The organism is Rivibacter subsaxonicus (assembly GCF_004217215.1).
GTDB classification, from domain to species: Bacteria; Pseudomonadota; Gammaproteobacteria; order Burkholderiales; family Burkholderiaceae_C; genus Rivibacter; species Rivibacter subsaxonicus.
The window spans coordinates 347,655-373,019 of the sequence record NZ_SHKP01000007.1 but is presented as its reverse complement, the minus strand read 5'-3'; the positions used below and the strand labels follow the sequence as shown (position 1 = coordinate 373,019).

The following is a 25,365-nucleotide window of genomic DNA, read 5'->3' as shown; positions in this document are numbered from 1 at the left end:
CGGATTATCGCCCGGGATCGGATCCGGAGCTTGGCGACGCGTGCGAGCGCCGTCGCACGATCAGGATCCGCGGTGTCCTGAAGCGCACGATGCTGCTGTAAAGCAGGACATACGACGCCACGAACAGCAGCATCCATGCCGAGAGCATCGCGCTGTCTCCCCACCACAGCACGCTGGGGATCACGGACAGCGAACACATCACCCAAAGATAGGGCGAGGTCATCGAGTTGCGTCGGGTCAGTATCGCGGCATCGGTCGCGCCAATCGCCCAGCGCATCAGGCGCCGGTAGATCAGCGTGTGAAGGTGGATGCCGTCGGGCATGCCGACCGCGCGGCCGCGCACCACCTTGCGGCGGTACATCGAGAACAAGGTCTCGAAAATCGGGTAGGCGCAGAGCAACAGCGGAAAGATCGGCGACACCTGTGGATTGCGCACCACCAGCAGGATGCCGAGTTCGGCCAACATGAAGCCTAGGAAGTAGGCGCCACCGTCACCCAGGAAGATCAGGCCGCGCGGGTAGTTCCACATGAAGAAGCCGAGCACCGCGCCGATGACCGCCAGCGCGGCAAATGCCACCAGTTGATCGCCGACGTCGAAGGCCACGTAGCACAGCCCGGCCATCATGATGACGACGCACATCGAGGCCAGGCCGTTCATGCCGTCGATGATGTTCACCGAGTTGGCGACCCCCGCCACCACGAAGACCGCCAGCAGCACCGAGCCGAGCGCGGTGGCCGCGATCAGGTCGAGCCCGGGAATGCCGGTTCGCGTGACGACCGCGCCGAGAAGCCATGCGGCCAGCAGAGCCGAACCAGCGGTCCAGGCCAAGCGCTGGCCCGGACTGACGCCCTTGGTCAGGTCCTCGACCAGGCCGGCGCCCAAGGCTGGCAGCGCGCAGGCCAGCAGCACCAGCGCCTGCGCGCCGACGGCGGGCTGCTGCCGCCACAGCATCAGCACCGCAGCGAGCGTGCCCAGTGCAATGCCGACGCCACCGATGCGCGGCACCGGACGCGCGTGCATCTTCTGCGGACCATCGAGATCGCTGTCGAGCGCCACATGACCCTCCGCGCTCGCCGCGCGCAGGATCAGGAGGGTCAGCAGGCTGGCAACCGCGAAGCCGAGAAGGAAAACCGTCATGGGGCCGCGAGTGTATCGGTCACTCGTGACGACCCGTCCCAATCCTTAGGGGGATGGGGAAGCGTTTTGGGGCAGTCCTTAGAATCCAGCCGCTAGCCCTCCGCTCCCCCGAGCCGCCGATTGCCCGTTGTCGCGGCGTGCGCCATAGCCGGAAACCCTTCCCAAGATGAGATTCGACGGCCTACTTCGCGCCCTGCAGCGCTCCCTTCGGTCAACTTGCCTCGCCCTGGCCCAGGCTTCGCTGGTCCTTGCGGCGATGACAGCCGCGACCGCAGCGTCAGCCCAGCAGGACACGCGCGCGGAGCCGCGCAGCGAGACCGACGCGAATGGCCCGATCCGGCTGCGCCAGCCGTCGCCAGCACCTGGAAGCACCGAACAATCGCGCGCGCGGTCTACGACCAGGGAGCGACCTGGTGAAGCACGCGAGCGCCAAGCTGAGGTCGATGCGAGCGAGCGACAGGGCGAGGCGCGCGGGCAGGTGCCCGTGACGAAGCGCAGCGAGTTCGAATCCTTTGTGCGGCGCCTGGCGGCACCGGCCGAAGTCAACCGCCTCGGTGCCGACATCATCACCCACGCCGTCGATCGCGCCGCCGCCGACTTCAGCCCCCTGGTGCCAGCGGACTACCTCATCAAGCCGGGCGATGAGGTTCTGCTCACGATCTGGGGCTCGGTCGACGCCGACCTGCGGCTGGTGGTCGATCGCTCCGGCCGCATCAACATCCCGCGTGTCGGCCCGGTGCAGGTGGCCGGTGTGCGCTACGCGGACTTGAACGACACGATCAGCCGCCGCGTCGGCCAGCAATTCCGCAACTACCAGCTCAGCGCCACGCTGGGCCAGTTGCGCGGCGTGCGTGTCTACGTCACCGGCTTTGTGCCGCAGCCCGGCGCCTACAGCGTCAGCAGCCTGTCCACGCTGACGCATGCACTGCTGGCCGCGGGCGGGCCGTCGGGATCGGGCAGCTTCCGCAACATCGAGCTGCGCCGCGCCGGCAAGGTCGAGACCCGCTTCGACCTCTACGACTTCCTGCTCAACGGCGAGCGTACCGGCGACCGCATCGTGCAGGCCGACGACGTGATCTACGTCGGCCCGGTCGGCCCGCAGGTGGCGCTGATCGGCAGCGTCAACCGGCCGGCGATCTTCGAACTCAAGCCCGGCGAGACCGTCGCCGACGTGCTGCGCATGGCGGGTGGCTTCAACACCGTGGCCGACCGCAGCCGCCTCGCGGTGGAGCGACTCGAGGAGCGCAGCAGCCAGCGCGTCACGCAGATCGACCTGCCAGCCGGCGAAGGTGTGGCGGCCCGCAACGGCGACGTGCTGCGCGCGTTCAGCGCGGTCGACGCCGCGTTGCCGGTGGGACGCCAGACCAAGCTCGTCAGGGTCGAGGGTGAGGTGCTGCGGCCGGGCGACTACCTCTTGCCGCCAGGCAGCGGCATGAGCGACGCGCTCGCCGTGGCCGGCGGCCTGACGCCGGCGGCCTACGTGTTCGGCACCGAGTTCAATCGCGAGAGCGTGCGGGTGACCCAGCAGCAGAACTACGAGCGCGCGCTACGCGATCTCGAGGTGGCCTTCTCCAAGTCGGCCAACACGCAGCGCGTGGCCTCGGCCGACGAAGCGGCCGCGGCAGGCGCCCGCAACCAGTCGATCCAGCGACTCGTCGATCGGCTGCGCGAGCTCAAACCCAGCGGCCGCGTGGTGCTGCAGATCGATCCGGCCGCTCCCAAGCTGCCCGAACTGGCGCTCGAGGACGGTGATCGCATCTTCATCCCGCCGCAGGCGACCAGCGTCGGCGTGTTCGGCAGCGTCTACAACGCCGGCAGCTACCTCTGGAAGCAGGGCGCCACCGCCAATGACTTCCTGCAGCTCGCTGGTGGCCCGACGGTGGGTGCCGACGCCCAGAGCGTGTTCCTGATCCGCCCCAACGGCAGCGTGGTGAGCGCGCGCCAGAACGGCAGCTGGATCAGCGGGCGCGACCTCAAGGGCGTTGCGGCGCTGCCGGGCGACACCATCTTCGTGCCCGACGAACTCGACCGCACGACCCTGACCCAGGATCTCAAGGACTGGGCGCAGATCCTCTACCAGACCGGCCTCAGCGCCGCGGCCTTCGTTGCGGTGGGCAAGTGAGATGCACGCCGAAATGACACAGAGCGCACCGCGGGCCGAGATCCTCGAGGACGGGGTCGACCTGCTCGATGTGGCGGTGCCGCTGGCGCAGAACCTGAAGCTGCTGATCCTCGGCCCCCTGGCGGCCGGGCTCGTGGCATTGGGCATCGCTTTCCTGCTGCCCAAGACCTACACCGCCAGGACCAGCCTGCTGCCGCCGCAACAGCAGCAGAACCAGGTCGGGGCCGCCCTGTCGCAGCTCGGAGCGCTGGCGGGCCTGGCCGGCGGTGCCGGCCTCAAGACCCCGGCCGACCAGTACGTGGCGCTGATGCAGAGCGAGACCGTGGCCGATCGGCTGATCGACCGCTTCAAGCTGATGCAGGTCTACGACGTCGACTACCGATTCCAGGCCCGCAAGGAGCTGGCCCAGAACGTTCGTTTCGCGATCGGCAAGAAGGACGGACTGATCAGCATCGAGGCGGACGACCGGAGCCCGCAACGCGCAGCCGACATCGCCAACGCGCATGTCGAGGAGTTGCGGCGCCTGTCCTCCAGTCTGGCGCTGACCGAGGCCCAGCAGCGCCGCGTCTTCTTCGAGGAGCAGCTCAAGCAGACCCGCGATCGCCTGACCAAGGCGCAAATGGACCTGCAGGGCAGCGGCTTCTCGCAAGGCGCGCTGAAGGCCGAGCCCAAGGCAGCGGCCGAAGGCTATGCCCGACTGCGTGCCGAAGTGACGGCCGCCGAAGTGAAGCTGCAGACAATGCGGCGCAGCCTGGCCGACGCCTCGCCCGAGGTGCAGCAGCAGCAGTCGCTGCTCGCAGCGCTGCGCGGGCAGCTGGCTGGTCTCGAGCGCAGTGGTGAACTGGGCGGGGGCTCCGACTACGTTGGCCGCTATCGCGAGTTCAAGTACCAGGAGACGCTGTTCGAACTGTTCTCGCGCCAGTACGAGCTGGCGCGGCTCGACGAGAGCCGCGAGGGCGCGCTGATCCAGGTCGTCGACGTGGCCACAGTGCCCGAATGGAAAAGCAAGCCCAAGCGCGGACTGATCGCGGTGGCGGCGGTGGCACTGTCGTTCCTGCTCGTCGCGGCGTTCGTCGTCGCGCGCCACTTCTGGCACGAGAGCGCCCGCGACCCCGCCACCGCCGACAAGCTGGCCCGGCTGCGCACGGCCTGGCGCGGCGACTAGGTCGTCCACGCAAGCTCGTCCCCGTTCGTTCCAAGCAGTTCCATACAGGTCATTCGTCCATGTCCATCCTCGTCACCGGCGGCGCCGGCTTCATTGGCAGCAACTTCGTGCTCGACTGGCTCGCCCAGAGCGACGAGCCGGTCGTCAATCTCGACGCGCTGACCTACGCCGGCAACCTGCGCAACCTGGCTTCGCTGCAGGGCGACGCCAGGCATGTCTTCGTGCAGGGCGACATCTGCGACCGCGCGCTGGTCGACCGCCTGCTGGCCACGCACCGGCCGCGAGCCATCGTCCACTTCGCGGCGGAGAGCCACGTCGATCGCTCGATCCACGGGCCGGGCGCCTTCATGCGCACCAACATCGACGGCACCTTCACGCTGCTCGAGGCCGCACGCGGCTTCTGGTCGACGCTGGAAGGTGCCGACAAGGCCGCCTTCCGCTTTCACCACGTCAGCACCGACGAGGTCTACGGCTCGCTCTCGCCAGCCGCCCCGGCCTTCACCGAGACTCATCCCTACGAGCCCAACAGCCCGTACTCGGCGAGCAAGGCGGCAAGTGACCACCTGGTGCGCGCCTGGCACCACACCTACGGCATGCCGGTGGTCACCACCAACTGCAGCAACAACTACGGGCCATACCATTTCCCCGAGAAGCTGATCCCGCTGATGATCGTCAACGCGCTGGCCGGCAAGCCGCTGCCGGTCTACGGCGATGGCCAGCAGGTGCGCGACTGGCTCTACGTGAAGGATCACTGCAGCGCGATTCGCGCGGTGCTCGAGCGAGGCCGACTCGGCGAAACCTACAACGTCGGCGGCTGGAACGAGCAGGCCAACATCGACATCGTGAAGATCGTCTGCGCGCTGCTCGACGAGTTGCGGCCCGACCCGGCCGGCCCCTATGCCAGGCTGATCACCTACGTGACGGACCGTCCGGGCCACGACCGCCGCTATGCGATCGATGCCCGCAAGATCGAGCGCGAGCTCGGCTGGCGCCCGGCCGAGACCTTCGCCAGCGGCATCCGCAAGACCGTCGAGTGGTATCTCGCCCGCGGCGACTGGGTCGCCGAGGTGCAGAGCGGCAGCTATCGCGACTGGGTCGCGCAGAACTACGGCGGCAGGGCGACCGGCGCATGAAGATCCTGCTGCTTGGCAAGAGTGGCCAGCTCGGATGGGAACTGCAGCGCTCGCTCGCGCCGCTGGGTGAACTGATCGCGCTCGATCGCCACTCGCGAGACCTCCAAGGCGACCTCGGCCAACCCGAAGCACTGGCGGCGACCGTGCAGTCCGTGCGGCCCGATGTGATCGTCAATGCCGCCGCCTACACCGCGGTCGACAAGGCCGAGAGCGACGCCGAACAGGCGCGCGCCGTCAACGCCACGGCGCCCGGCGTGCTGGCGCGCGAGGCAGCCCGCATCGGAGCGACGCTGTTTCACTACAGCACCGACTACGTGTTCGACGGCTCTGGCAGCGACGCCCGCAACGAAGATGCGCCCACCGGCCCCCTCAACGCCTACGGCCGCACCAAGCTCGAAGGCGAGGAACTGGTCCGCGCCAGTGGCTGCCGCCACCTGATCCTGCGCACGAGTTGGGTCCACGCGGCGCGCGGCGGCAACTTCGCGAAGACGATGCTGCGGCTCGCAGCCGAGCGCGAGCGCTTGGCGGTGATCGACGACCAGGTCGGCGCCCCGACCGGCGCCGACCTGCTGGCCGATGTGAGTGCCCATGCGCTGCTCGCGCTGGCACGCCGGCCTGAACTCGCCGGTACCTACCACGCGGCCGCCGCCGGGCAGACGAGCTGGCACGGCTACGCCCGCTTCGTCGTCGAGTGGGCTCGCGCCAACGGTCAGCCGATCAAGGTGACGTCCGCGGCGATCGAGCCGGTGCCGACCACGGCCTACCCGCTGCCGGCGCCACGGCCGCTCAACTCGCGGCTCGACACGCGCAAACTCCAGGCCGCCTTCGAGCTGCGCTTGCCGTCATGGCAGCAGGGCGTGGAGCGCATGCTGGCCGAGGTGCTCGGCCGCTGAGCAGTCATCACTTCAACGCGACGAACAGACCATGCAACGCAAGGGCATCATCCTCGCCGGCGGCTCCGGCACCCGGCTGCACCCGGCCACGCTGGCGATCAGCAAGCAGCTGCTGCCGGTGTACGACAAGCCGATGATCTACTACCCGCTCAGCACGCTGATGCTGGCCGGCATCCGCGACATCCTCGTCATCAGCACGCCGCAGGACACACCTCGCTTCGAGGCCCTGCTCGGCGACGGTGCGCGCTGGGGCCTGAACCTCAGCTACTGCGTGCAGCCCAGCCCCGATGGCCTGGCGCAGGCCTTCATCCTCGGCCGTGAGTTCATCGGCAGCAATCCGAGCGCGCTGGTTCTGGGCGACAACATCTTCTACGGCCACGCGTTGCAGGAACAACTGGCCTCGGCGGCCGCGCGACCGGCCGGCGCGAGCGTGTTCGCGTATCACGTGAACGACCCCGAGCGCTACGGCGTGGTGGCCTTCGACGCGCAGCGACGCGCGATCAGCATCGAAGAGAAGCCCAAAGCGCCCAAGAGCAACTACGCGGTGACCGGCCTCTACTTCTACGACGAACAGGTCTGCGATATCGCGGCCGGCATCGCGCCCAGCCCGCGCGGCGAGCTCGAGATCACCGACGTCAATGCCCGCTACCTCGAGCAGCAGCAACTCAATGTCGAGATCATGGGCCGGGGCTACGCCTGGCTCGACACCGGCACCCACGACAGCCTGCTCGAGGCCGGCCAGTTCATCGCCACGCTCGAGAAGCGGCAGGGGCTGAAGGTGGCGTGCCCGGAGGAGATCGCCTTCCGCTCGGGCTGGATCGGTGCCGAGGCACTCGAGGCCCAGGCCCGGCCGATGCTCAAGAACGGCTACGGCCAGTACCTGATGCAGGTGCTCAAAGAGACGGTCTACTGATGAAGCTCATCCCTACCGCCCTGCCCGAGGTGCTGATCCTCGAGCCCAAGGTCTTTGGCGACGAGCGCGGCTTCTTCATGGAGAGCTTCAACCAGCAGGCCTTCGATGCCGCGGTGGGCTATCCGGTGAAGTTCGTGCAGGACAACCATTCGCGCTCGGCACACGGCGTGCTGCGTGGCCTGCACTACCAGTTGCCGCCGCATGCGCAGGGCAAGCTGGTACGGGTGACGAGTGGCAGCGTGTTCGACGTGGCCGTCGACATGCGCAGGAGCAGCCCGCGCTTCGGCCAATGGGTCGGCGTCGAGCTGAGTGCGTCGAACCACCGCCAGCTGTGGATCCCGCCCGGCTTCGCGCATGGCTTCCTGGTGACCAGCGACAGCGCGGACTTTCTCTACAAGACGACCGGCTACTACGCGCCGGGCAGCGAGGGGGCGGTGCGCTGGGATGATCCCCAGCTCGGAGTCGCCTGGCCGCTGGCCGGCGGCCCACCGGCGCTCTCGGCCAAGGACGCGGCAGCTCCCGGCCTGGGCAGCGCGCTCGCATTCGACTGAAGCTGCGCGTCCCTTTCTCATCGGTTGCCGGCACCGCCGCGCGGGGTGTCTCGGAAACGTCAACCCGAGCGCTTACACTCGCGCGTTCATCGCGTGAACAGATGGCCGACCAACCCGCCCCCGCCAACCCGAGCGAACCTGACGCGGCGCGTCTGGCCGCGCTGCGGCTGCTGGCCGAGCAGCCACGGCTCTCGCAGCGCGAGCTCTCGGTCGCACTCGGGCTGAGCCTTGGCAAGACGCACTATCTGTTGCACGCACTGCTCGACAAGGGCCTGGTCAAGGCGCGCAACTTCAGGCGCAGCGACAACAAGCTGGCCTATGCCTATGTGCTGACCCCGAGCGGCCTGCGCGAGAAGCTGCGGCTGACGCAGGCCTTCCTCAGCCGCAAGGAAAGCGAGTTCGAGATGCTCAAGACCACCATCGCCGACCTGCGCGCCGAGCTCGGCGTCCAGCACCGGCCCTGATCCCCGCAAGCCCATGCAGATCGACCCGAATGCCAGGCTCTTCATAGCAGGCCACCGAGGCATGGTCGGCAGTGCCATCGAAAGGCGCCTGCGCGCCGGTGGCTACCGGCAGCTGATTACGCGAACGCGCGGCGAACTCGACCTGCTCGACCAGCACGCGGTGCAGGCCTTCATGGCCGAGCAGCGCCCCGACTACGTCTTCATCGCCGCGGCCAAGGTCGGCGGCATCCAGGCCAACAACCTCCAGCGCGGCGAGTTCCTGTACCAGAACCTGCAAATCCAGAACAACCTGATCCACGGCGCGCACCTGGCCGGCGTGCAACGGTTGATGTTCCTGGGCTCCAGTTGCATCTACCCGCGCGACTGCGCGCAGCCGATTCGCGAAGACTACCTGCTGACCGGGCCGCTCGAGACCACCAACGAGCCCTACGCGATCGCCAAGATCGCCGGCATCAAGCTCTGCGAGAGCTACAACCGGCAGTACGGTCGGCAGTACGTGAGCGTCATGCCGACCAACCTCTACGGGCCCAACGACAACTACGACCTCGGCACCAGCCATGTGCTGCCGGCGCTGATCCGCAAGGCGCACGAAGCCAGGCAGCGCGGCGACAGCGAGTTGATGGTGTGGGGCAGCGGCACGCCGCGCCGGGAATTTCTCTACGTCGACGACCTGGCCGACGCCTGTGTGTTTCTGATGGAGCGCGGCTACGACGGCTCGCTGCTCAACCTGGGAACCGGCGAAGACGTGACCATCGCCGAGCTGGCGCGGACCGTGATGGACGTTGTGGGCTTCGAGGGCCGCATCGTCTTCGATGCCAGCAAGCCCGATGGCACGCCGCGCAAGCTGCTCGACGTGGGTCGCATGGCCGCTCTGGGCTGGACCGCACGCACGCAGCTGCGCGATGGCATCGCGCGCGCCTACGCCGCCGCGCCGTTCTCCGCGACGGCCTGAACTGAGATCCGACGAGCCAACCATGACCACCGCCAAAGTCGCACTCATCACCGGCATCACCGGCCAGGACGGCGCCTATCTCGCCGAGCTGCTGCTGGCCAAGGGCTACGTCGTGCACGGCATCAAGCGCCGCAGCAGCCTCTTCAACACCGACCGCATCGACCACCTGTACCAGGATCCGCATGTGGACGACCAGCGCCTGGTGTTGCACTACGGCGACCTGACCGACTCCACCAACCTGATCCGCATCATCCAGCAGGTACAACCCGACGAGATCTACAACCTCGCGGCGATGAGCCACGTGGCGGTGAGCTTCGAGACGCCGGAGTACACCGCCAACGCCGATGGCATCGGCACCCTGCGCATCCTCGAGGCGATCCGCATCCTGGGGCTCGAGAAGAAGACCCGCTTCTACCAGGCCAGCACCAGCGAGCTCTATGGCCTGGTGCAGGAGACCCCGCAGAAGGAGAGCACGCCGTTCTATCCGCGCAGCCCCTATGCAGTGGCCAAGATGTACGCCTACTGGATCACGGTGAACTACCGCGAGGCCTACGGCATGTATGCCTGCAACGGCATCCTGTTCAACCACGAGAGCCCGCTGCGCGGCGAGACCTTCGTGACGCGAAAGATCACGCGGGCGATGGCCCGCATCGCGCTGGGCCTCCAGGATTGCCTGTACCTGGGCAACCTGAGCGCGCTGCGCGACTGGGGTCACGCCAAGGACTATGTCGAGATGCAGTGGCGCATGCTGCAGCAGACACAGCCAGAAGACTTCGTCATTGCCACCGGTGTGCAGTACAGCGTGCGCCAGTTCGTCGAGCGCGCCGCGCGCGAACTGGGCGTCACGCTCGAGTTCAGGGGTGAAGGCGGCAACGAGGTCGCAGTGGTGGTGCGGGTCGACGGTGACCAGGCGCAGTGCAAGCCGGGCGACGTGATCGTCAAGGTCGATCCGCGCTACTTTCGCCCGACCGAGGTCGAGACCCTGCTCGGCGACCCGAGCAAGGCCAAGGCCAAGCTGGGCTGGACGCCGACGACGTCCTTCGAGGAACTGGTGCGCGAGATGGTGCAGAGCGACTACACGGCGGCAAAGCGCGACCACCTGATCAAGACAGCCGGATTCCGCATCTACGACTACAACGAATGAAGCTGCCACCGACTCCCGAGCCGCGTGCGGCCAGGTTCACGGCGGGTCTGCCGTCCTGAGCACCCGCCGCGAGCACAGGAGAACGTTCCCCGCACCGGCCGACTTGCCGCCCGCTCAACATCGACCCGAATCAAGACTGGCGCAGCATCCATGAGCACCTCAGAGCCTCTCCCAATCAAGGTTCACCCGGGCACAGCGACCATCGACCCGCGCGCCGTCGTCGCACAGGGGGCATCGATAGGCGATGGTTGCATCGTGGCAAGCGGTGCCGTCATCTGCTCTGGCGTCATGCTCGAGGCCGATGTGATCGTCGGCCCCAACGCCGTGTTCGTGGAACCAGGCAGTTCCGCGGACGGGGCTGCCGCTCAGGTGCAGCGCGGAGTTCGCATCGGCGCCAATGCGACCATCCACAGCGGCATCACGCTGGCCACCGGTGCCGTCGTGCGCCCAGGCGCGGTGGTCACCCGTTCGGTGCCTCCGGCCGCCATCGTCGAAGGCAATCCGGCGGTCATCACGGGCTATGTCGACACCGATCAACCGCGCGCCGGCGCCGGGCCGGCGCTGATCGCAGGCACACCGCAACCGATCGAGGCGACCTCGGTCCGCGGCGTCACGGTGCACAGCTTCCCGGTCATCAACGACCTGCGCGGCAATCTCACCGTCGGCGAGTTCGGCCGCCAGATCCCGTTCCATCCGCTGCGCTATTTCATGGTCTTTGGCGTGCCGAACCAGGAGATTCGCGGCGAACACGCGCATCGCGAGTGCCACCAGTTTCTGGTCTGCGTGCGCGGGCGCTGCTGCGTCGTGGCGGATGACGGCGTGCGCCGTGTCGAGGTCACGCTCGACATGCCGAGCCGCGGCCTGCACCTGCCACCGATGACCTGGGGCATCCAGTACAAGTACTCGGCCGATGCCCTGCTGCTGGTGTTTGCCTCGCATCACTACGACCCGGCAGACTACATCCGGGACTACGGCACATTCTTGCGTGCCGTTGCTCGCGACGGGCAGGCGACAGCAGGTATCGCGACATGATCGACCAGAGCGTCTTCATCCACCCTTCCGCAGAAGTTCAGACTGCCAACGTCGGCGCGGGAACTCGAATCTGGCAGTTTGTCGTGGTGCTGGCAGGTGCCCGCATCGGGCGCGACTGCAACATCAACTCTCACTGCTTCATCGAGGATGACGTTGTCATCGGCGACTGCGTTACGGTCAAAAGCGGGGTGCAGCTCTGGAACGGTGTGCGCCTTGAGGACAATGTCTTCGTCGGACCGAACGTCACTTTCACCAACGACCGGTTCCCCCGTTCGAAGCAGTACCCCGAGAAGTTCGCCACCACGCATGTTCATCGCGGAGCATCGATCGGGGCGAACACCACCCTCCTCTGCGGCATCTCGATCGGTGCCGGAGCTCTGGTAGGTGCCGGCAGCGTCGTCACGCATGACGTCCCGCCTGGCGAGCTCTGGTATGGCAATCCCGCCCGGCACCATGGCTCCGCAGAGGGCTAGCGCATGATCCCCTTCCTCGACCTCAAGTCCATCAACCTCGAATCGGCGGAGAGCCTCACCGCGGCGTTCCAGCGGGTGCTGAACTCGGGCTGGTACGTGCTCGGCGAAGAAGTGACCCGCTTCGAGCAGGAGTACGCCAACTGGTGCGGCGCCGGGCACGCCGTCGGCGTCGCCAATGGTCTTGAAGCCCTGAGCCTCGCGCTGCGAGCCATGGGCATCGGCGCCGGGGATGAGGTGATCGTTCCGTCCAACACCTACATCGCCACCTGGCTCGCCGTGAGTCATGTTGGAGCCACGCCGGTACCGGTGGAGCCCGACCCGCACAGCTACAACCTCGACCCGAACCGCGTCGCGGCCGCGATCACGTCCCGAACCAGGGCGCTGATGCCGGTTCACCTCTACGGCCAGGCCGCCGATCTCGATCCGCTGCTGGCGGTCGCCCGCCAGCACGGCCTCAAGGTGCTCGAGGACGGCGCACAGGCCCACGGTGCCCGCTACAAGGGTCGCCGCGTCGGAGCCCATGGCGACGCGGTGGCCTGGAGCTTCTATCCGGGCAAGAACCTTGGCGCGCTCGGTGACGCCGGCGCCATCACCACCAACGACGCCGCGCTCGCGCAACGTCTTCGTTCGTTGCGCAACTACGGCTCGAGCCTGAAGTACCACAACGAGGTGATCGGATTCAACTCGCGGCTCGACGAGCTGCAGGCGGCCCTGCTGCGCGCCAAGCTGCCGACCCTCGAGTCCGGCAACGCCCGGCGCGCCGAAATTGCACGGCGCTACCTCGACGGCCTGCGCGACGTGCCGCTGGTGCTGCCGCAGGTACCGGCGTTCGCAGAGCCCGTCTGGCACCTGTTCGTCGTGCGCCATCACGACCGGGATCAGCTGGCGCGCCGCCTCGCGGAGGCGGGCATCGGCACCGTTATCCACTACCCCGTGCCGCCGCATCTGCAACCGGCCTACGCATCGCTCGGAATCACGCCGGGCTCGCTGCCGATTGCCGAGGCCCTGCACGCCGAGGTGCTCAGCCTGCCGATCGGGCCGACCATGACGATCGAGCAGGCCGATGCGGTGATCGCAGCGCTGCGCCGCCTCGCCTGAGGTTCGCGTCGCGCATGCGTTCATGAACCTCGCCAAGACCAGCCTGCTCAATGGCCTGGCCGTCCTCACCAAGCTCGCCACGTCGCTGTTCCTGAGCAAGGTGATCGCGGTCTACGTGGGACCGGCGGGCTACGGGGTCATCGGGCAGTTCCAGAACCTGGTCGGCATCGTCAGCACGCTGGCCAGCGGCGCCGTGAACACCGGCGTGACCCGGTACACCGCCGAGTACGTGGACGAGAAGGATCGCCAGCTCGTCGTGTGGGGCACCGCCTCGGGCCTGGGCCTGATCGGCGCGGCCGTATGCGCCCTGGCCCTGGTGCTGGCGCGCGAACCGCTGGCCCGCTGGGCCTTGGGCGACGTGGCGCATGCGGGCGTCCTCGTGTGGCTCGGCGCGTCGCTGGTGTTCCTTGTGCTCAACGGCCTGATGCTGGCCATCCTCACCGGCCGCAAGGCCGTCCGCGGCCTCGTCGCGGCGAACATTGCCGGCAGCCTGATCAGCGCAGCTCTCGCCGGTGCCCTTGTGGCCACGCGCGGACTCGAGGGCGCATTGGTGGCCATCGCTGTCGGCCAGGCCCTTGCCTGCGGTGTCACGGTGTTCGTCCTGCGCCGGAGTTGCGGCATCGCGATCGGACAACTGTTTGGCCGCATCGACCCGCAGATGGCCCGCCGCCTCGGCGCCTATGCCCTGATGGCGGCGACCTCGGCACTGGCCACGCCGCTGGCCCAGGTCTTCATCCGCGACCGCCTGGCCACCGATCTCGGCTGGGCCAGCGTCGGCCTGTGGCAGGCCCTGTGGAAAATCAGCGAGATGCACCTGATGCTGCTGACAACCACGCTGTCGGTCTATCTGCTGCCGAGGTTCTCCGAGATCCAGGACCCGGCCGAGCTGAGCCATGAGGTACGCGCCGCCTATCGATTCGTGCTGCCCCTGAGCCTGGCCACCTCGGCCGCGATCTACCTGCTGCGCACTCCGCTGGTCCACGGCCTGCTGACCGCGGAGTTTCTGCCCCTGGTGGGTCTGCTGGGTGTGCAACTCGTCGGAGACCTGCTGAAGATCAACAGTTGGGTCATGGCCTACACCATGGTCAGCCATGCGATGACGCGCACCTTCATTGCCACGGAGATCGCATTCTCCCTGCTGCTGGGCGTCAGCACGGTGCTGCTGTCGCAGCGCTGGGGTCTGCTGGGGGCTACCGTGGCCTACGCGCTGACCTATGCCATCTACTGGCTCGTCATGGCGATCGTCTTTCGGAGCCTGCTGGCGGCGCTGCGGCGCCGGGCCCTCGCTCGCGTGGCCTGAACGACTTCGCCGCCACCGGGCCGATACGTCATCATCAATCGTCGTCAACCTGGATCGCCACGATGAGTACTCTGCTAGACCGTCATCTGATGAGCCGCGTGCGCAACCGGCTGGGACTGCCGATGGCCGGGCACCGGGACTTCGAGCGCAGCCTCGCCGGAAAGTCCGGCCTGGAGATTGGCGGCCCCAGCAGCTTCTTCACACGGCGCCTGCCGCTCTATCGTCTGGCTCACGCCGTCGATCAGCTCAACTTCAGCGCCGATACGGTGTGGAGTCGGGCCGAGTCGAGCAAGCCGCTCGACTCGGCACCGGCGCTCGCCCGTGGGCGGACCATCATCTGCGACGGCACCGACCTGCGCCAGCTGCCCGATGCGCACTACGACTTCGTGCTGTCCTGCCACAACCTCGAGCACATCGCGAATCCGCTGCGCGCACTTGCCGAATGGGTGCGCGTCATCCGACCGGGCGGGCATCTGCTGCTGATCGTGCCGAGCAAGGCCGGGAACTTCGACCATCGGCGTCCCTACACGCGCTTCGAGCATCTGCTGGAGGACTTCGAGCGACAGGTCGACGAGCATGACATGACCCACCTCGACGAGATCCTGGCGTTGCACGACCTGAGTCTGGATCCCGGGGCGGGCGACGCCGAACAGTTCAGGGCCCGGTCGCTGCGCAACTTCGAGAACCGTTGCCTTCACCATCATGTGTTCGATCTGCCGCTGGTCTTTGCCACCATGAAGCACTTCGACCTCGGCGTTCGACGGCATGCAACCACGCCGCACGAGTTCGTGGTGCTCGGACAGAAGCCCTGAACCCCTACCGAGCCCGCCCCGGGCCCGCCCCGGGCCCGCCTCCAAGGCCGGGTTCCCATGACACTGCATCGCATCGCATGAGACTCCTGATTCCCGTTGCAAGCTTCGAAGTCGGTGGCGGTTTTCGTGTTCTGTCCGAACTGTCGAACCACTGGATGCGGCAGGGCCACGAGGTGAGCTTCCTGGTCGACGCTCGCTCCGGCCCGCCCCGCTATCCGACAACGGCCTCGGTCCGGCGCTTCGATCCGCATGGGGCTGAAGTACCGGCATCGGCGCCGCGGCCCGCCTTCTCCGCGTCAGGCAACACCCGCAGCGTCTATCTCGGCATGCTGCGGGCGCTGACCCGCATCGGGGCCGACTACGACATCATCCTGGCCAACCACAGCTTCACGGCGCTGCCGGTGGCCCTCGCGCGCGCGGGCCGGGCCCGCAAGTGGTACTACGTCCAGGCGTACGAGCCGGAGTACTACTCCTTCGAGCCGGGCTGGAAGGGTCGCGTGCTGCAGGCGATGTCTGCGCTCAGCTACAGTCTGCCGCTGACCCAGGTCGCGAATGCACCGATCTACATCGGCTACCGGTCCATCCGCGCCCGCGACTGGATCCCGCCAGGCCTCGATCCGGCCATATTCCACCGACGCCGCGACCAACCCCGCCGCAACCCCGACAGCAAGGTCACGCTCGGGGTGATCAGCCGGACGGAGGAGACCAAGGGCACGATCTACGTACTCGAGGCCTTCGAGCGCTTGGCGCGCAAGGATGAGCGCTATCACCTGAAGGTGGCTTACAACAACGTGCCGGCCGGGTGGTCGCATCCGAGATGCGAGATCGTCGTGCCAGACGGAGACGAGGGTCTCGCTGACTATTACCGCTCGATCGACGCGATGATTGCACCGGGCACCGTGCAGTTGGGCGCCTGTCACTACCCCGTCCTCGAAGCTATGTCGTGCGGTACACCCGTGATCACCACGGGCTATCTGCCGGCGGACGAACGCAATTCCTGGATCGTGCCGGTGCGGGATGCAGCGGCGATTGAACGGGCGGTGGAGGACTTCGTGTCCATCGACGAGCCGGCACTGCACGCCAAGCTCGATCGTGCCGCCCTCGCGATCAGGACGTTCTACTGGGACGCGGTGTCCAAGGCGTTCATGGACCTGATGGCCGAACCGCTCTGAGCCCATGGTCTACCTGCTCGTCTTGCTGACCAGCGCGCTACTGATCCGGGCGACGCATCGGGCGCGTCAGCCAAATCTTGCCGCGTTCATCGTGGCCTGCTGGCTGGCGACATTTGTTGCGCTGCGCGGTCCCGACATCAGCAACGACTTCATCGAGTACCAGGAGTGGTATCGCATCGGCACGCAGTCCGAAGGCGTGCTGGAGCGGCCGCCATTGCTGGAGTCGCTCTTCTTTGCGGGCATGACCCTCAGCAGCGAGGCTGGCCTGCCGTTTCGCATCTTTCTCTGGGTCGTGGCGCTCGGCGCCATCTCGCTGAAGCTCTACAGCATTCGCCGCATCGCGGTCACCAGAACCGGTCTTTGGGCAGGAACCGCCTGCTACCTCTTTTCCGGCTTCCTGTTGCACGAGTTCACGCAGTTGCGGGCCGGCCTTGCCATCGCCTGCTTCATGCTTTCGCTTGTATTCCTGAGCGAGCGCCGGGTATGGGCCTACTTGGCGGCCATCTTTGTCGCTGCGCTCATCCACTCGGCCGCCTTGCTGGGACTGGCAGCGCTGCCGCTGTCGCGACTGCGGCGCGGCTGGCTCGACGTTGCGCTGCTCGGCATGCTGGCGCTGGCAGCGCTCGGCCGTGCGCGCGGCGTGTTCAGTCTCGAGCGCATGGCTGAGCTGTTCGGTTCGCTCGATGCCCGACTCGCCCTGTATATGCAGTTCGCCAGTTCGGGCGTCAGCGAACCCGTCGAGCCGTTTTCGGTTCGTACCGTGCTCGTCCTCCTGCTCATCCTCATGAGCTATGCAGCCTTGGTCCGCCAGGACCGTCTGTCCGCGCCGGCACTCGTCTCGGCAGATCGGACAGGGCCGTCATCGGTCGCGCTCCTGACCCTGCTGCGACTGATCGTGCTTGGCCAACTGGCCCTGTTCCTGTTCGCCGACGTCCGGGAAGTGGCGGTGCGCGTCATGGAGTTCTGGATGGCCTGCCTGCCGCTGTACGCCGTGCACCTGGCGCAAACCCGCGGCATGCGACTCCCGTCGCTGATCTTGTGGCTATGGCTGGCCGCGACCTTCGGGAATTACGTCTTCCGGACTCCGACCTTGGTCGGGCCATACTCGATCGGTCTTTGATTCAGCAGTGGTGGCGGGTAATCATGCCTTGGATATCGGCCCCGAAACAGCACTGATGCCGTCACGCAATCCTCGCAGAATCATCGGCCGATTCTGGCGGGAAGCGGGCGCCAGGAGTCCGTGAAACAGGATGATCTGCACCATCTGCGACAGGTCCGCCGTGCGCCAACCCCAGCGCATGCGCGGCATTCTCTGCAGCAAGATACTGTTGCGAACCATGTAGTAGTAGCGAAACGGTTTGTGCACCGGCAGGCGCTTGCCGCGCCACCACGAAACGGTAAGTGCGCTCTCGCCCAAGCGGTGGTATAGCCGCGCGGCCGGAACCCCGTGAATCTCGTAACCGGCACGGCCGACCCGGAGACACCATTCGGTATCGACCTTGTCGATGAACAGATCCTCGTTCATCGCACCGACGGCATCGAGTACGGTAATCGGGATCAAACTTCCGGACGCGATCAATACGTCGCAGGCCATCGACGCCTTTTCCGGCGGCACCGTCACCTGGCTGTAACGTGCCCGCCGAAAGCATGTAAATCTAGCCAATGACGCGTTGAACCCGTCCACCTGGGCCGGGCCGACGGGACCGATCCGAACGCCGCCTGCCGCGAGTTCGTCGTGCGCCCGCCGAAGTCGCGCCACCATATCGTCGGCCGCGACGCTATCCTGATCGAGCAAAAGCACAAAGTCGGCCTGCCGACTTCTGGCCCAATCGATGCCCCGATTCTGCGCGAAGCCGATGCCGTGATTGGCCTCGAGTTTGAGCACCGTTACACGCCCCAGTTCCGAGATCGCATCGAGAATGGGGGCTGACGAGCCGTTATCCACCACGACGACCGCATCAACCTGCGGAAGAATGGCATGCAGGCCTTCCAGCAGGCGCTCGGCATCCGGATGAAAAGTGACGACAACGGCGACTGTGCTCGTGGCCTGTGCAAGCACGGCGGGGCTCATATGCAATGACGAGACTGATAAAATGATGATTGTGCCACTGCGTCTTCGAGCTTCGGCGACCCGTTGACCGAACTGCTTCGTGCCCGAGCCCGCATGGGTTCGCGTGGTTTCTCTCGCTGAAGTCCGTTTACCAGTTCCTAGTCATGAGTCAGCCTGTCTCGGTGGCGATGGCCGTCTACAACGGCCTGCCCTATCTCCGTGAGCAGATGGCGTCCGTGCTGCGCGAGCTTCGGCCCGAGGACGAACTCGTCGTCGTCGACGACCATTCCACGGACGGCTCGCTGGCTTGGCTGCGCAGCCTCGACGACCCCCGCGTCGTCCTGCTCGCCAACGATCGCAACCAGGGTGTAAGCCGCAGCTTCGAACGAGCGCTGAGCGCTTGCACCCGGCAGGTCGTCCTGCTCTGTGATCAGGACGATGTCTGGATGGCCGGCAAGCGCGACGCGCTGGCTCGGCCCTTCGACCAGGATCCGCTGTGTACGGTGGCAGTGTCCGATGCGCAGGTCATCGATGGCCAGGGTACGGTTCTCTCGCAGTCGTTCATGGCTGGCAAAGGCGGGTTCCGCGGCGGGCGCTGGTCCACGCTGCTCAGGAACCGTTACCTCGGCTGTTGCATGGCGCTGCGCCGCGACGTCGTGGCCCTCGGCTTGCCGATTCCCGCTCGCGCTCCCATGCACGACATGTGGTTCGGCATGCTCGCCGCCAGCCGCGGGCGAGTTCACTACCTGCCTCAGCCCTATCTGCAGTACCGCCGACATGATCGGAATGTCAGCCCTTCGCGACGGGCAAGCGTGCCCCAGATGTTGCGGTGGCGCTGGGACCTCTTCTTCGCGGTGCGTGGCCGGCTCGGCGAGCGCTCGATGGCCACCGGCACAACAGGTGCCTAGCGGCTGCAGCCCCGCGGCTCGGCGCCGATGCCGACCGTCCTGCGCGGCACCTGCCGCCACGCCGACCGCTCCCTGGTACTCAATGACGAACGTTCCGACTGCCCCATGAGAATCACCGTCATCACCGTCGCCTACAACAGCGCGGCCACCATTGCCGACACCTTGGCCTCGGTCGCATCGCAATCCCATCCGGACATCGAGCACATCGTCATCGACGGCGGCTCGCGCGACGGCACGGTCGAGCTGGTCCGCGCCCGCGGCGGCCGCGTGGCGCGCTTCGTCTCGGAACCAGACCGTGGCATCTATGACGCGATGAACAAGGGGCTGGCGCTGGCCACCGGCGAGCTTGTCGGCTTCCTCAACTCCGACGACGTCTACGCCGACCCCGAAGTGCTGGCTCGCATCGCGCACGCGATGCGCTCGCCGGCGGTCGACGCGTGCCACGGTGATCTCGTCTTCGTCGATCCGACGCGACCTGACAAGGTGGTGCGCTACTGGCAATCCCGACAGCATGAGCGCGGCCTGTGCGCACGCGGATGGATGCCTGCCCACCCCACCTTCTATGCACGGCGCGAGGCCTATCAGCGCCACGGCGACTACGATCTCTCGTTCCGCATCGCTGCCGACTTCGAGATGTGCCTACGCCTGCTCGACGTGGCGGGGCTGCGCTCGGCCTACATCCCCGAGATCCTGGTTCGCATGCGCACCGGTGGCGAGTCCACGCGCAGTCTGGCCAATGTGCTCAAGAGCAACCGCGAGGCTGCGCGGGCCTGCGTCAAGCACGGGCTGCCCGGGGGCGCCGGCTTCATGCTGCGCAAGGTGGTGTCGAAGCTGCCGCAATTGGTCCGGCGGCCGCTGGCATCGACGCCGTAGCGCGTCATCAGGCGGAGGCCGGCGCCGCGCGGTACTCGCCGACCAGATCGCGCAGCAGCCCGCGCACCGCCGCGGCATCGCCTTCGGGCACTGCGCGGATCGTCGCTTCGAGTGCAGCAGCGGTGCCACCCTGCCCCTGCAAGCGCGCGATGCGGAGTTGCGCAATCGCCGTCGGCAGCGTGGTGTCACTGTCCGCCAGCAGTTCCTCGAACAGCTTCTCCCCCGGCCGCAGGCCGGTGAACACGATCGGGATCTCCTCGAGCGTGTGGCCCGACATCCGGATCAGGTCGCGCGCCAGCTCGACGATCCTCACCGGTTCGCCCATGTCCAGCACGTAGACCTGCCCCGTCTCGCCGATCGCCGCCGCCTGCACCACCAGGCGCGCGGCCTCGGGGATGGTCATGAAGTAGCGAATGATGTCCGGGTGGGTCACTGTCACCGGGCCGCCGCGCGCGATCTGCTCCTTGAACTTCGGGATCACGCTGCCGCTGCTGCCGAGCACGTTGCCGAAGCGAACCGCCATGAAGCGGGTGCCGACGTGTTCGCGCGCCAGCGCCGAGATCACCATCTCGGCGGCGCGCTTGGTCGCACCCATCACATTGGTCGGGTTCACGGCCTTGTCGGTGCTGATCAGCACGAAGCGTTCGGCCCCCGCCTCGGCCGCGGCCAGCGCCGCGTTGTGGGTGCCGAGGGTGTTGTTCTGCAGCGCGACCCAGGCGTTGTGCTCCTCCATCAGCGGCACATGCTTGTAGGCCGCGGCGTGAAACACGACCTGCGGCTTCCAGCGCTGCATCAGCTGGCGCATGTGCTCGAGGTTCTTCACGTCGCCGATCAGGCGCTCCAGCGGCAGTTGCGGGAAGCGCTCGCCGAGCTCCTGCTCGATGGTGTAGAGGTTGAACTCGCTCAGCTCGACCAGCACCAGCTTGCCCGGCCCGTAGCGCGCCACCTGGCGACACAGCTCGCTGCCGATGCTGCCGCCGGCGCCGGTGATCAGCACCACCTTGCCGCCGATGCAATCGGCGATGCCGGCTTCGTCGAGCACCACCGGCTCGCGGCCGAGCAGGTCCTCGGGCTGGATGTCGCGCACCCGGCTCACGGTGGCGCCTTCGACCAGTTCCTGCGCCGAAGGCACGGTCTGCACCGGCAGGCCGGTGGCCGTGGCGAGCTCGATCACGCGCCGGCGCAGCGCGCCGCGCACGGAGGGCATCGCGATCACCAGGTGCGTCGCGGCCAGCGACCGGGCCAGTTCCGCGGCGCGGTCGAGCGTGCCGAGCACCGGCACGCCGGCCAGCCGCGATCGCTGCTTGGCCGGGTCGTCGTCGAGCAGCCCGACCACGACCCATCCCTGGTGCTGGATGCCGGCCAGCAGCATGCGGGCCGCGGTGCCCGCGCCCAGCACCAGCGTGCGCCGCGTCTCGCTGCTGCCTGCGGCGATCTGGGCCCGCGTGTGCTCGTAGAGCATGCGATAGCCCAGCCGTACCCCGGCCAACCCGAACAAGGTGATCACGGGGTGCAACGCCAGCACCGCGCGCGGCACCTGCACCAGTTGCGCCATCAGCACCACTGCGGCGGCCAGCGCACCGGCCAACGCACAGGCCACGGCCAGTCGCTTGACTTCGCCAAAGCCCGAGAAGCGCCACATGCCGCGCGGCACGCCGAGCAGCACGAACACCACCAGGTAGATCGCGACGATGGCCGCCTGCACCAGCGGGTCGTAGCCCGGCCGCGCCGAGAGCCAGCGCTCGAAGCCGAGCCGGAACAGATAGGTGAACTGCCAGGCCGCGACGATGACCGCGGCATCGATCAGCAGCGAAAGCGCGTAGCGCCGCGGGCGGATGCGCGCGAGCAGGGCGTCGAGGCGGTGCCAGAAACTCATCGGCGGCTATCGCTTCAGGCGAACAGCGCACGCAAGGTGCGCATCATCACGGCCAGGTCGGTGGCGAGCGAGGCGCGGTCCACGTAGTCGGCGGCAAGCTGCAGCTTGCGCGGCAGGATGCGCTCGACGTACTCGCGCTCGGGGTCGGCCGCGTGCGCCAGCAGCGCCGACTCGTCGCGGAACTCGATCGAGGCCGGGTCGGTGATGCCGGGCCGCACCGAGAGCACCTTGTCGCGCAGCGCGGCCGGGTACAGCGCCACGTAGCGCGGCACCTCCGGGCGCGGGCCGACCAGGCTCATCGAGCCGCTCAGCACGTCGATGAGCTGCGGCAGCTCGTCGAGCTTGGTCGCGCGCAGCAAGGCGCCGACGCGGGTGATGCGGGCGTCGGCGCCGATCGTGATCTGCGGCCCCGCCGCCTGCGGCGAGTGCTGCATGGTGCGGAACTTGTGGATGCGAAACGGCACGCCGAAGCGTCCGACCCGCTGCTGGCGAAAGAACACCGGCCCGCTGGAATCGAGCTTGATGGCCAGCGCGATCAGCAGGAACAGCGGCGCCAGCAGCAGCAGGCCGAGCCCGGCCAGCAGCAGGTCGAGACCGCGCTTGGGCATCGGTGTTCAGCCGCCCAGCGCCTGGCGCACCGCGGCGATCACGCGCTCAACGTCCGCGTCGCTCATCTTGCTGTAGAGCGGCAGGCTGAGCATGCGCTCGTAGGCGTGCTGGCTGTGCGGGAACTGCTCCGGGCGCAAGCCGTAGCGCTCGCGCCAGTAGGGGTGCAGGTGCAGCGGGATGTAGTGCACCGAGCAGCCGATGCCGAGCGCGAACAGGCGCTCGATGAAGCGGTCGCGCTCGATGCCGGCGTCGTCGGCGAGTCGCACGACGTAGAGGTGCCACGGGTGCCGATCGCCGGCCAGCGGCAGCGGCGGCATGCGCAGCGGCAGGTCGGCAAAGGCCGCGTCGAAGCGCGCCGCGATCGCCGCCCGCCGCTCGGCAAAGGCCCGCGCCTTCTTCAGCTGGTGGATGCCGAGCGCGGCCGCGATGTCGGTCAGGTTGTACTTGAAGCCGGGCGCGACGATCTCGTAGTACCAGCTCGGCGTGGTGGCCGTGAAGCGGTCGAAGGCATCGCGGCTCATGCCGTGCAGGCGCATCACGCGGGCCCGCTTTGCGAGCGCCGCATCGCGCGTGACCAGCATGCCGCCCTCGCCGGTGGTGATGGTCTTGTTGGCGTAGAAGCTGAACACGGTGGCGTCGCTGGCCAGCGTGCCGACCAGCTGGCCGCGATGCGTGGTCGGCAGCGCGTGGGCGGCGTCTTCCACCACCTTCAGGCCGTGCCTGCGCGCGATCGCGAGGATCGCCTGCATGTCGGCCGCCAGGCCGGCGTAGTGGACCGGGACGACGCAGCGGGTGCGCGGCGTGATCGCGGCCTCGACGGCCTTCGGGTCGATGTTGAGCGTGGCCGGATCGATGTCGACCAGCACCACGTCGGCGCCCAGGTAGCGCACCACCTCGGCGGTGGCGGTGAAGGTGTGGGTGGTGGTGATGACCTCGTCGCCGGGGCCGATGCCCAGGGCCTCGAGCGCCAGGTGCAGGCCGGCGGTGGCCGAGTTCACCGCGATCGCCTCGAGCCCGGCGACTCCCTCGCCCCCGTCAGGGGGAGAGGGTCGGGGTGAGGGGGCGTCACCTTCGAGAAAGGCGACGAAGTCGCTCTCGAAGCGCCTGGCCTTGGGGCCGGTCGTGACCCAGCCCGAGCGCAGGGTGTCGACGACTTCGGCGATTTCTTCCTCGCCGATCTCGGGCAGGGCAAAGGGCAGGAAGGGCAGCTCGGAGGGACGATTCATGGCAGGCAACGAGCGCCGGAATCGGCGCGAGCCGCCGATTTTCGCAGCTTCGCGCCGGCCCGGACTCAGGCCACCAGCGGCCGTCCGATCGCGTGGTACTCGATGCCGAAGGCTTTCATCGTTGCCGGCTCGAAGAGGTTGCGGCCGTCGATGACCACCGGCTGCTTGAGCGTGCTCTTGATGAACTCGTAGTCGGGGCTGCGGAATTCCTTCCACTCGGTGACAATGATCAGCGCGTCCGCGTCGGCCAGCGCCTCGTTGGCCGACGCGGCGTACTGCAGCCCGGGCTGGCCGGGCATAGAGCGCCGGGCCTCATCCATGGCCACCGGGTCGTAGGCCACGACCTCGGCGCCGCGCGCGGCAAGCGCCTGGATCAGCACCTGGCTCGGCGCCTCGCGCATGTCGTCGGTGCCGGGCTTGAAGGCCAGTCCCCACAGCGCAAAGCGGCGGCCGGCAAGGCTGCCCTTGGCGCCCTCCCCAAAGCGCTTGACCACCTTGTCGACCAGCACCTGCTTCTGGCGCTCGTTGGCCGCCTCGACCGCGTTGAGGATCAGCAGGTCGTGGCCGGCATCGGCGCCGGTCCGGACCAGCGCCTTCACGTCCTTGGGGAAGCAGGAGCCACCGTAGCCGGCACCGGCGTAGAGGAAGTGGGTGCCGATGCGGGGATCGGAGCCGATGCCCTGGCGCACCAGTTCGATATCGGCACCCACCGTCTCGGCCAGCCTCGAAAGTTCGTTCATGAAGCTGATGCGGGTGGCCAGCATCGCGTTGGCCGCGTACTTGGTGAACTCGGCGCTCTTGACATCCATCACCAGCAGGCGCTCGCGGTTGCGGATGAAGGGCGCGTAGAGCGCGCGCATCAGCAGGATCGCCCGCTCGTCGTCGGCACCGACCACCACCCGGTCGGGGCGCATGAAATCGGCCACCGCGGCGCCCTCCTTGAGGAACTCGGGATTCGAGACCACCGCGAATTCCAGTTGCAGGCCGCGTGCAGCGAGCGCCTCGTCGATTGCGGCGCGCACCTTGTCGGCGGTACCGACCGGCACCGTGCTCTTGTCGATCACGACCTTGTAGTCGGTCATGCGCTCGCCGATGGCGCGCGCCGCGGCCTGCACGTACTTCAGGTCGGCCGAGCCGTCCTCGTCGGGCGGAGTGCCGACCGCGATGAACTGCAGGGTGCCGTGGGCGACCGCGCGATCGACATCGGTCGTGAACTCGAGCCGGCCGCCCTGCGCATTGCGCTGCACCACCTCCTGCAACCCGGGCTCGTGGATCGGGATGCCGCCGTCGTTGAGCACGTCGATCTTGCGCGCGTCCACATCGAGGCACAGCACGTGGTTGCCCATCTCGGCCAGACAGGCCCCGGTGACGAGGCCGACATAGCCGGTGCCAACGACGGTGATCTTCATGCGAACTCCAGAAGCGAAAGGGATGCCCGCTCGCGCGGGTTTGCCCTGATTC

The 25,365-nt window shown here is 67.6% G+C and carries 24 protein-coding genes; 18 read left to right on the top strand and 6 right to left on the bottom strand.

Annotation, left to right across the window (positions count from 1 at the left end; all coding sequences use genetic code 11):
* Positions 1–4: 4 nt before the first annotated feature.
* Positions 5–1,138, bottom strand: a complete 1,134-nt coding sequence (locus tag EV670_RS15015) for a glycosyltransferase family 4 protein (protein WP_130433517.1) — start codon at positions 1,136–1,138, stop codon at positions 5–7.
* A 484-nt stretch (positions 1,139–1,622) separates the two neighbouring features.
* Between EV670_RS15015 and EV670_RS15010 the strand changes: the two genes are divergently transcribed.
* The 16 genes from EV670_RS15010 to EV670_RS14935 all read left to right on the top strand — a co-directional run bounded on the left by EV670_RS15010 (position 1,623) and on the right by EV670_RS14935 (position 17,482).
* Entirely contained in the window at positions 1,623–3,260 is a 1,638-nt protein-coding gene (locus tag EV670_RS15010; protein ID WP_165393335.1) for an SLBB domain-containing protein, read from the top strand.
* Between the two features lie 13 nt (positions 3,261–3,273).
* On the top strand, positions 3,274–4,425 hold the full coding sequence (locus EV670_RS15005) for a Wzz/FepE/Etk N-terminal domain-containing protein (protein ID WP_130433513.1): 1,152 nt from the start codon (positions 3,274–3,276) through the stop codon (positions 4,423–4,425).
* A 59-nt stretch (positions 4,426–4,484) separates the two neighbouring features.
* On the top strand, positions 4,485–5,558 hold the full coding sequence (rfbB, locus tag EV670_RS15000) for a dTDP-glucose 4,6-dehydratase (RefSeq protein ID WP_130433511.1): 1,074 nt from the start codon (positions 4,485–4,487) through the stop codon (positions 5,556–5,558).
* Positions 5,555–6,451: a dTDP-4-dehydrorhamnose reductase gene (gene rfbD / locus EV670_RS14995; RefSeq protein ID WP_130433509.1), complete on the top strand. Its 897-nt coding sequence runs from the start codon at positions 5,555–5,557 to the stop codon at positions 6,449–6,451. Before rfbB ends, rfbD begins: the two co-directional genes overlap by 4 nt.
* Positions 6,452–6,482: 31 nt before the next feature.
* Positions 6,483–7,364, top strand: a complete 882-nt coding sequence (gene rfbA / locus EV670_RS14990) for a glucose-1-phosphate thymidylyltransferase RfbA (protein ID WP_130433507.1) — start codon at positions 6,483–6,485, stop codon at positions 7,362–7,364.
* On the top strand, positions 7,364–7,915 hold the full coding sequence (gene rfbC / locus EV670_RS14985; RefSeq protein WP_130433505.1) for a dTDP-4-dehydrorhamnose 3,5-epimerase: 552 nt from the start codon (positions 7,364–7,366) through the stop codon (positions 7,913–7,915). The genes rfbA and rfbC overlap by 1 nt, the downstream gene beginning before the upstream one ends.
* Before the next feature lie 101 nt (positions 7,916–8,016).
* Positions 8,017–8,379, top strand: coding sequence for a MarR family EPS-associated transcriptional regulator (locus tag EV670_RS14980; protein WP_130433503.1), 363 nt, complete (start codon positions 8,017–8,019; stop codon positions 8,377–8,379).
* Between the two features lie 13 nt (positions 8,380–8,392).
* Positions 8,393–9,331, top strand: coding sequence for a GDP-L-fucose synthase family protein (locus tag EV670_RS14975; RefSeq protein ID WP_130433501.1), 939 nt, complete (start codon positions 8,393–8,395; stop codon positions 9,329–9,331).
* A 22-nt stretch (positions 9,332–9,353) separates the two neighbouring features.
* Entirely contained in the window at positions 9,354–10,475 is a 1,122-nt protein-coding gene (gene gmd, locus EV670_RS14970; RefSeq protein ID WP_130433499.1) for a GDP-mannose 4,6-dehydratase, read from the top strand.
* Between the two features lie 150 nt (positions 10,476–10,625).
* A complete protein-coding gene (locus EV670_RS14965) occupies positions 10,626–11,507 on the top strand; it encodes a WxcM-like domain-containing protein (RefSeq protein WP_130433497.1) in 882 nt (293 codons plus the stop codon).
* Complete coding sequence (locus EV670_RS14960) at positions 11,504–11,980, top strand: acyltransferase (RefSeq protein WP_130433495.1); 477 nt, start codon at positions 11,504–11,506, stop codon at positions 11,978–11,980. The genes EV670_RS14965 and EV670_RS14960 overlap by 4 nt, the downstream gene beginning before the upstream one ends.
* A 3-nt stretch (positions 11,981–11,983) precedes the next feature.
* Complete coding sequence (locus EV670_RS14955; RefSeq protein WP_130433493.1) at positions 11,984–13,078, top strand: DegT/DnrJ/EryC1/StrS family aminotransferase; 1,095 nt, start codon at positions 11,984–11,986, stop codon at positions 13,076–13,078.
* A gap of 22 nt (positions 13,079–13,100) precedes the next feature.
* Positions 13,101–14,378: an O-antigen translocase gene (locus tag EV670_RS14950; protein ID WP_130433491.1), complete on the top strand. Its 1,278-nt coding sequence runs from the start codon at positions 13,101–13,103 to the stop codon at positions 14,376–14,378.
* Positions 14,379–14,440: 62 nt separating this feature from the next.
* Entirely contained in the window at positions 14,441–15,190 is a 750-nt protein-coding gene (locus EV670_RS14945; protein ID WP_130433489.1) for a class I SAM-dependent methyltransferase, read from the top strand.
* A 77-nt stretch (positions 15,191–15,267) separates the two neighbouring features.
* The gene (locus EV670_RS14940; protein ID WP_130433487.1) at positions 15,268–16,362 is read left to right on the top strand and encodes a glycosyltransferase family 4 protein; all 1,095 of its coding nucleotides are present in this window, start codon (positions 15,268–15,270) and stop codon (positions 16,360–16,362) included.
* Positions 16,363–16,366: 4 nt separating this feature from the next.
* Positions 16,367–17,482 carry an EpsG family protein gene (locus EV670_RS14935; protein ID WP_130433485.1) on the top strand — a complete coding sequence of 372 codons (1,116 nt, stop codon included), beginning with the start codon at positions 16,367–16,369 and terminating at the stop codon, positions 17,480–17,482.
* 21 nt (positions 17,483–17,503) lie between these two features.
* Here the strand turns inward: EV670_RS14935 and EV670_RS14930 are convergent, their stop codons facing one another.
* A complete protein-coding gene (locus tag EV670_RS14930) occupies positions 17,504–18,421 on the bottom strand; it encodes a glycosyltransferase family 2 protein (RefSeq protein WP_165393334.1) in 918 nt (305 codons plus the stop codon).
* 155 nt (positions 18,422–18,576) lie between these two features.
* Between EV670_RS14930 and EV670_RS14925 the strand changes: the two genes are divergently transcribed.
* Together EV670_RS14925 and EV670_RS14920 are read left to right on the top strand one after the other, a co-directional pair.
* A complete protein-coding gene (locus EV670_RS14925) occupies positions 18,577–19,320 on the top strand; it encodes a glycosyltransferase (protein ID WP_130433481.1) in 744 nt (247 codons plus the stop codon).
* 105 nt (positions 19,321–19,425) lie between these two features.
* Positions 19,426–20,193: a glycosyltransferase family 2 protein gene (locus EV670_RS14920; RefSeq protein ID WP_130433479.1), complete on the top strand. Its 768-nt coding sequence runs from the start codon at positions 19,426–19,428 to the stop codon at positions 20,191–20,193.
* 7 nt (positions 20,194–20,200) lie between these two features.
* Here the strand turns inward: EV670_RS14920 and EV670_RS14915 are convergent, their stop codons facing one another.
* From EV670_RS14915 to EV670_RS14900, 4 genes are all read right to left on the bottom strand, one after another.
* Entirely contained in the window at positions 20,201–22,069 is a 1,869-nt protein-coding gene (locus EV670_RS14915) for a polysaccharide biosynthesis protein (RefSeq protein ID WP_130433477.1), read from the bottom strand.
* 14 nt (positions 22,070–22,083) lie between these two features.
* Entirely contained in the window at positions 22,084–22,677 is a 594-nt protein-coding gene (locus EV670_RS14910) for a sugar transferase (protein ID WP_130433475.1), read from the bottom strand.
* 6 nt (positions 22,678–22,683) lie between these two features.
* Positions 22,684–23,904 (bottom strand): DegT/DnrJ/EryC1/StrS family aminotransferase, encoded by a 1,221-nt coding sequence (locus tag EV670_RS14905; protein ID WP_130433473.1) that lies wholly within the window; start codon positions 23,902–23,904, stop codon positions 22,684–22,686.
* Between the two features lie 65 nt (positions 23,905–23,969).
* Positions 23,970–25,313 (bottom strand): UDP-glucose dehydrogenase family protein, encoded by a 1,344-nt coding sequence (locus tag EV670_RS14900; protein ID WP_130433471.1) that lies wholly within the window; start codon positions 25,311–25,313, stop codon positions 23,970–23,972.
* Positions 25,314–25,365: the final 52 nt, after the last annotated feature.

Coding starts and splice junctions, on each gene's coding strand:
- EV670_RS15015 (WP_130433517.1), bottom strand. CDS start 1,138: ATGACGGTTTTCCTTCTCGGCTTCGCGGTTGCCAGCCTGCTGACCCTC.
- EV670_RS15005 (WP_130433513.1), top strand. CDS start 3,274: ATGACACAGAGCGCACCGCGGGCCGAGATCCTCGAGGACGGGGTCGAC.
- rfbB (WP_130433511.1), top strand. CDS start 4,485: ATGTCCATCCTCGTCACCGGCGGCGCCGGCTTCATTGGCAGCAACTTC.
- rfbD (WP_130433509.1), top strand. CDS start 5,555: ATGAAGATCCTGCTGCTTGGCAAGAGTGGCCAGCTCGGATGGGAACTG.
- rfbA (WP_130433507.1), top strand. CDS start 6,483: ATGCAACGCAAGGGCATCATCCTCGCCGGCGGCTCCGGCACCCGGCTG.
- rfbC (WP_130433505.1), top strand. CDS start 7,364: ATGAAGCTCATCCCTACCGCCCTGCCCGAGGTGCTGATCCTCGAGCCC.
- EV670_RS14980 (WP_130433503.1), top strand. CDS start 8,017: ATGGCCGACCAACCCGCCCCCGCCAACCCGAGCGAACCTGACGCGGCG.
- EV670_RS14975 (WP_130433501.1), top strand. CDS start 8,393: ATGCAGATCGACCCGAATGCCAGGCTCTTCATAGCAGGCCACCGAGGC.
- gmd (WP_130433499.1), top strand. CDS start 9,354: ATGACCACCGCCAAAGTCGCACTCATCACCGGCATCACCGGCCAGGAC.
- EV670_RS14965 (WP_130433497.1), top strand. CDS start 10,626: ATGAGCACCTCAGAGCCTCTCCCAATCAAGGTTCACCCGGGCACAGCG.
- EV670_RS14960 (WP_130433495.1), top strand. CDS start 11,504: ATGATCGACCAGAGCGTCTTCATCCACCCTTCCGCAGAAGTTCAGACT.
- EV670_RS14955 (WP_130433493.1), top strand. CDS start 11,984: ATGATCCCCTTCCTCGACCTCAAGTCCATCAACCTCGAATCGGCGGAG.
- EV670_RS14950 (WP_130433491.1), top strand. CDS start 13,101: ATGAACCTCGCCAAGACCAGCCTGCTCAATGGCCTGGCCGTCCTCACC.
- EV670_RS14945 (WP_130433489.1), top strand. CDS start 14,441: ATGAGTACTCTGCTAGACCGTCATCTGATGAGCCGCGTGCGCAACCGG.
- EV670_RS14940 (WP_130433487.1), top strand. CDS start 15,268: ATGAGACTCCTGATTCCCGTTGCAAGCTTCGAAGTCGGTGGCGGTTTT.
- EV670_RS14935 (WP_130433485.1), top strand. CDS start 16,367: ATGGTCTACCTGCTCGTCTTGCTGACCAGCGCGCTACTGATCCGGGCG.
- EV670_RS14925 (WP_130433481.1), top strand. CDS start 18,577: ATGAGTCAGCCTGTCTCGGTGGCGATGGCCGTCTACAACGGCCTGCCC.
- EV670_RS14920 (WP_130433479.1), top strand. CDS start 19,426: ATGAGAATCACCGTCATCACCGTCGCCTACAACAGCGCGGCCACCATT.
- EV670_RS14915 (WP_130433477.1), bottom strand. CDS start 22,069: ATGAGTTTCTGGCACCGCCTCGACGCCCTGCTCGCGCGCATCCGCCCG.
- EV670_RS14910 (WP_130433475.1), bottom strand. CDS start 22,677: ATGCCCAAGCGCGGTCTCGACCTGCTGCTGGCCGGGCTCGGCCTGCTG.
- EV670_RS14905 (WP_130433473.1), bottom strand. CDS start 23,904: ATGAATCGTCCCTCCGAGCTGCCCTTCCTGCCCTTTGCCCTGCCCGAG.
- EV670_RS14900 (WP_130433471.1), bottom strand. CDS start 25,313: ATGAAGATCACCGTCGTTGGCACCGGCTATGTCGGCCTCGTCACCGGG.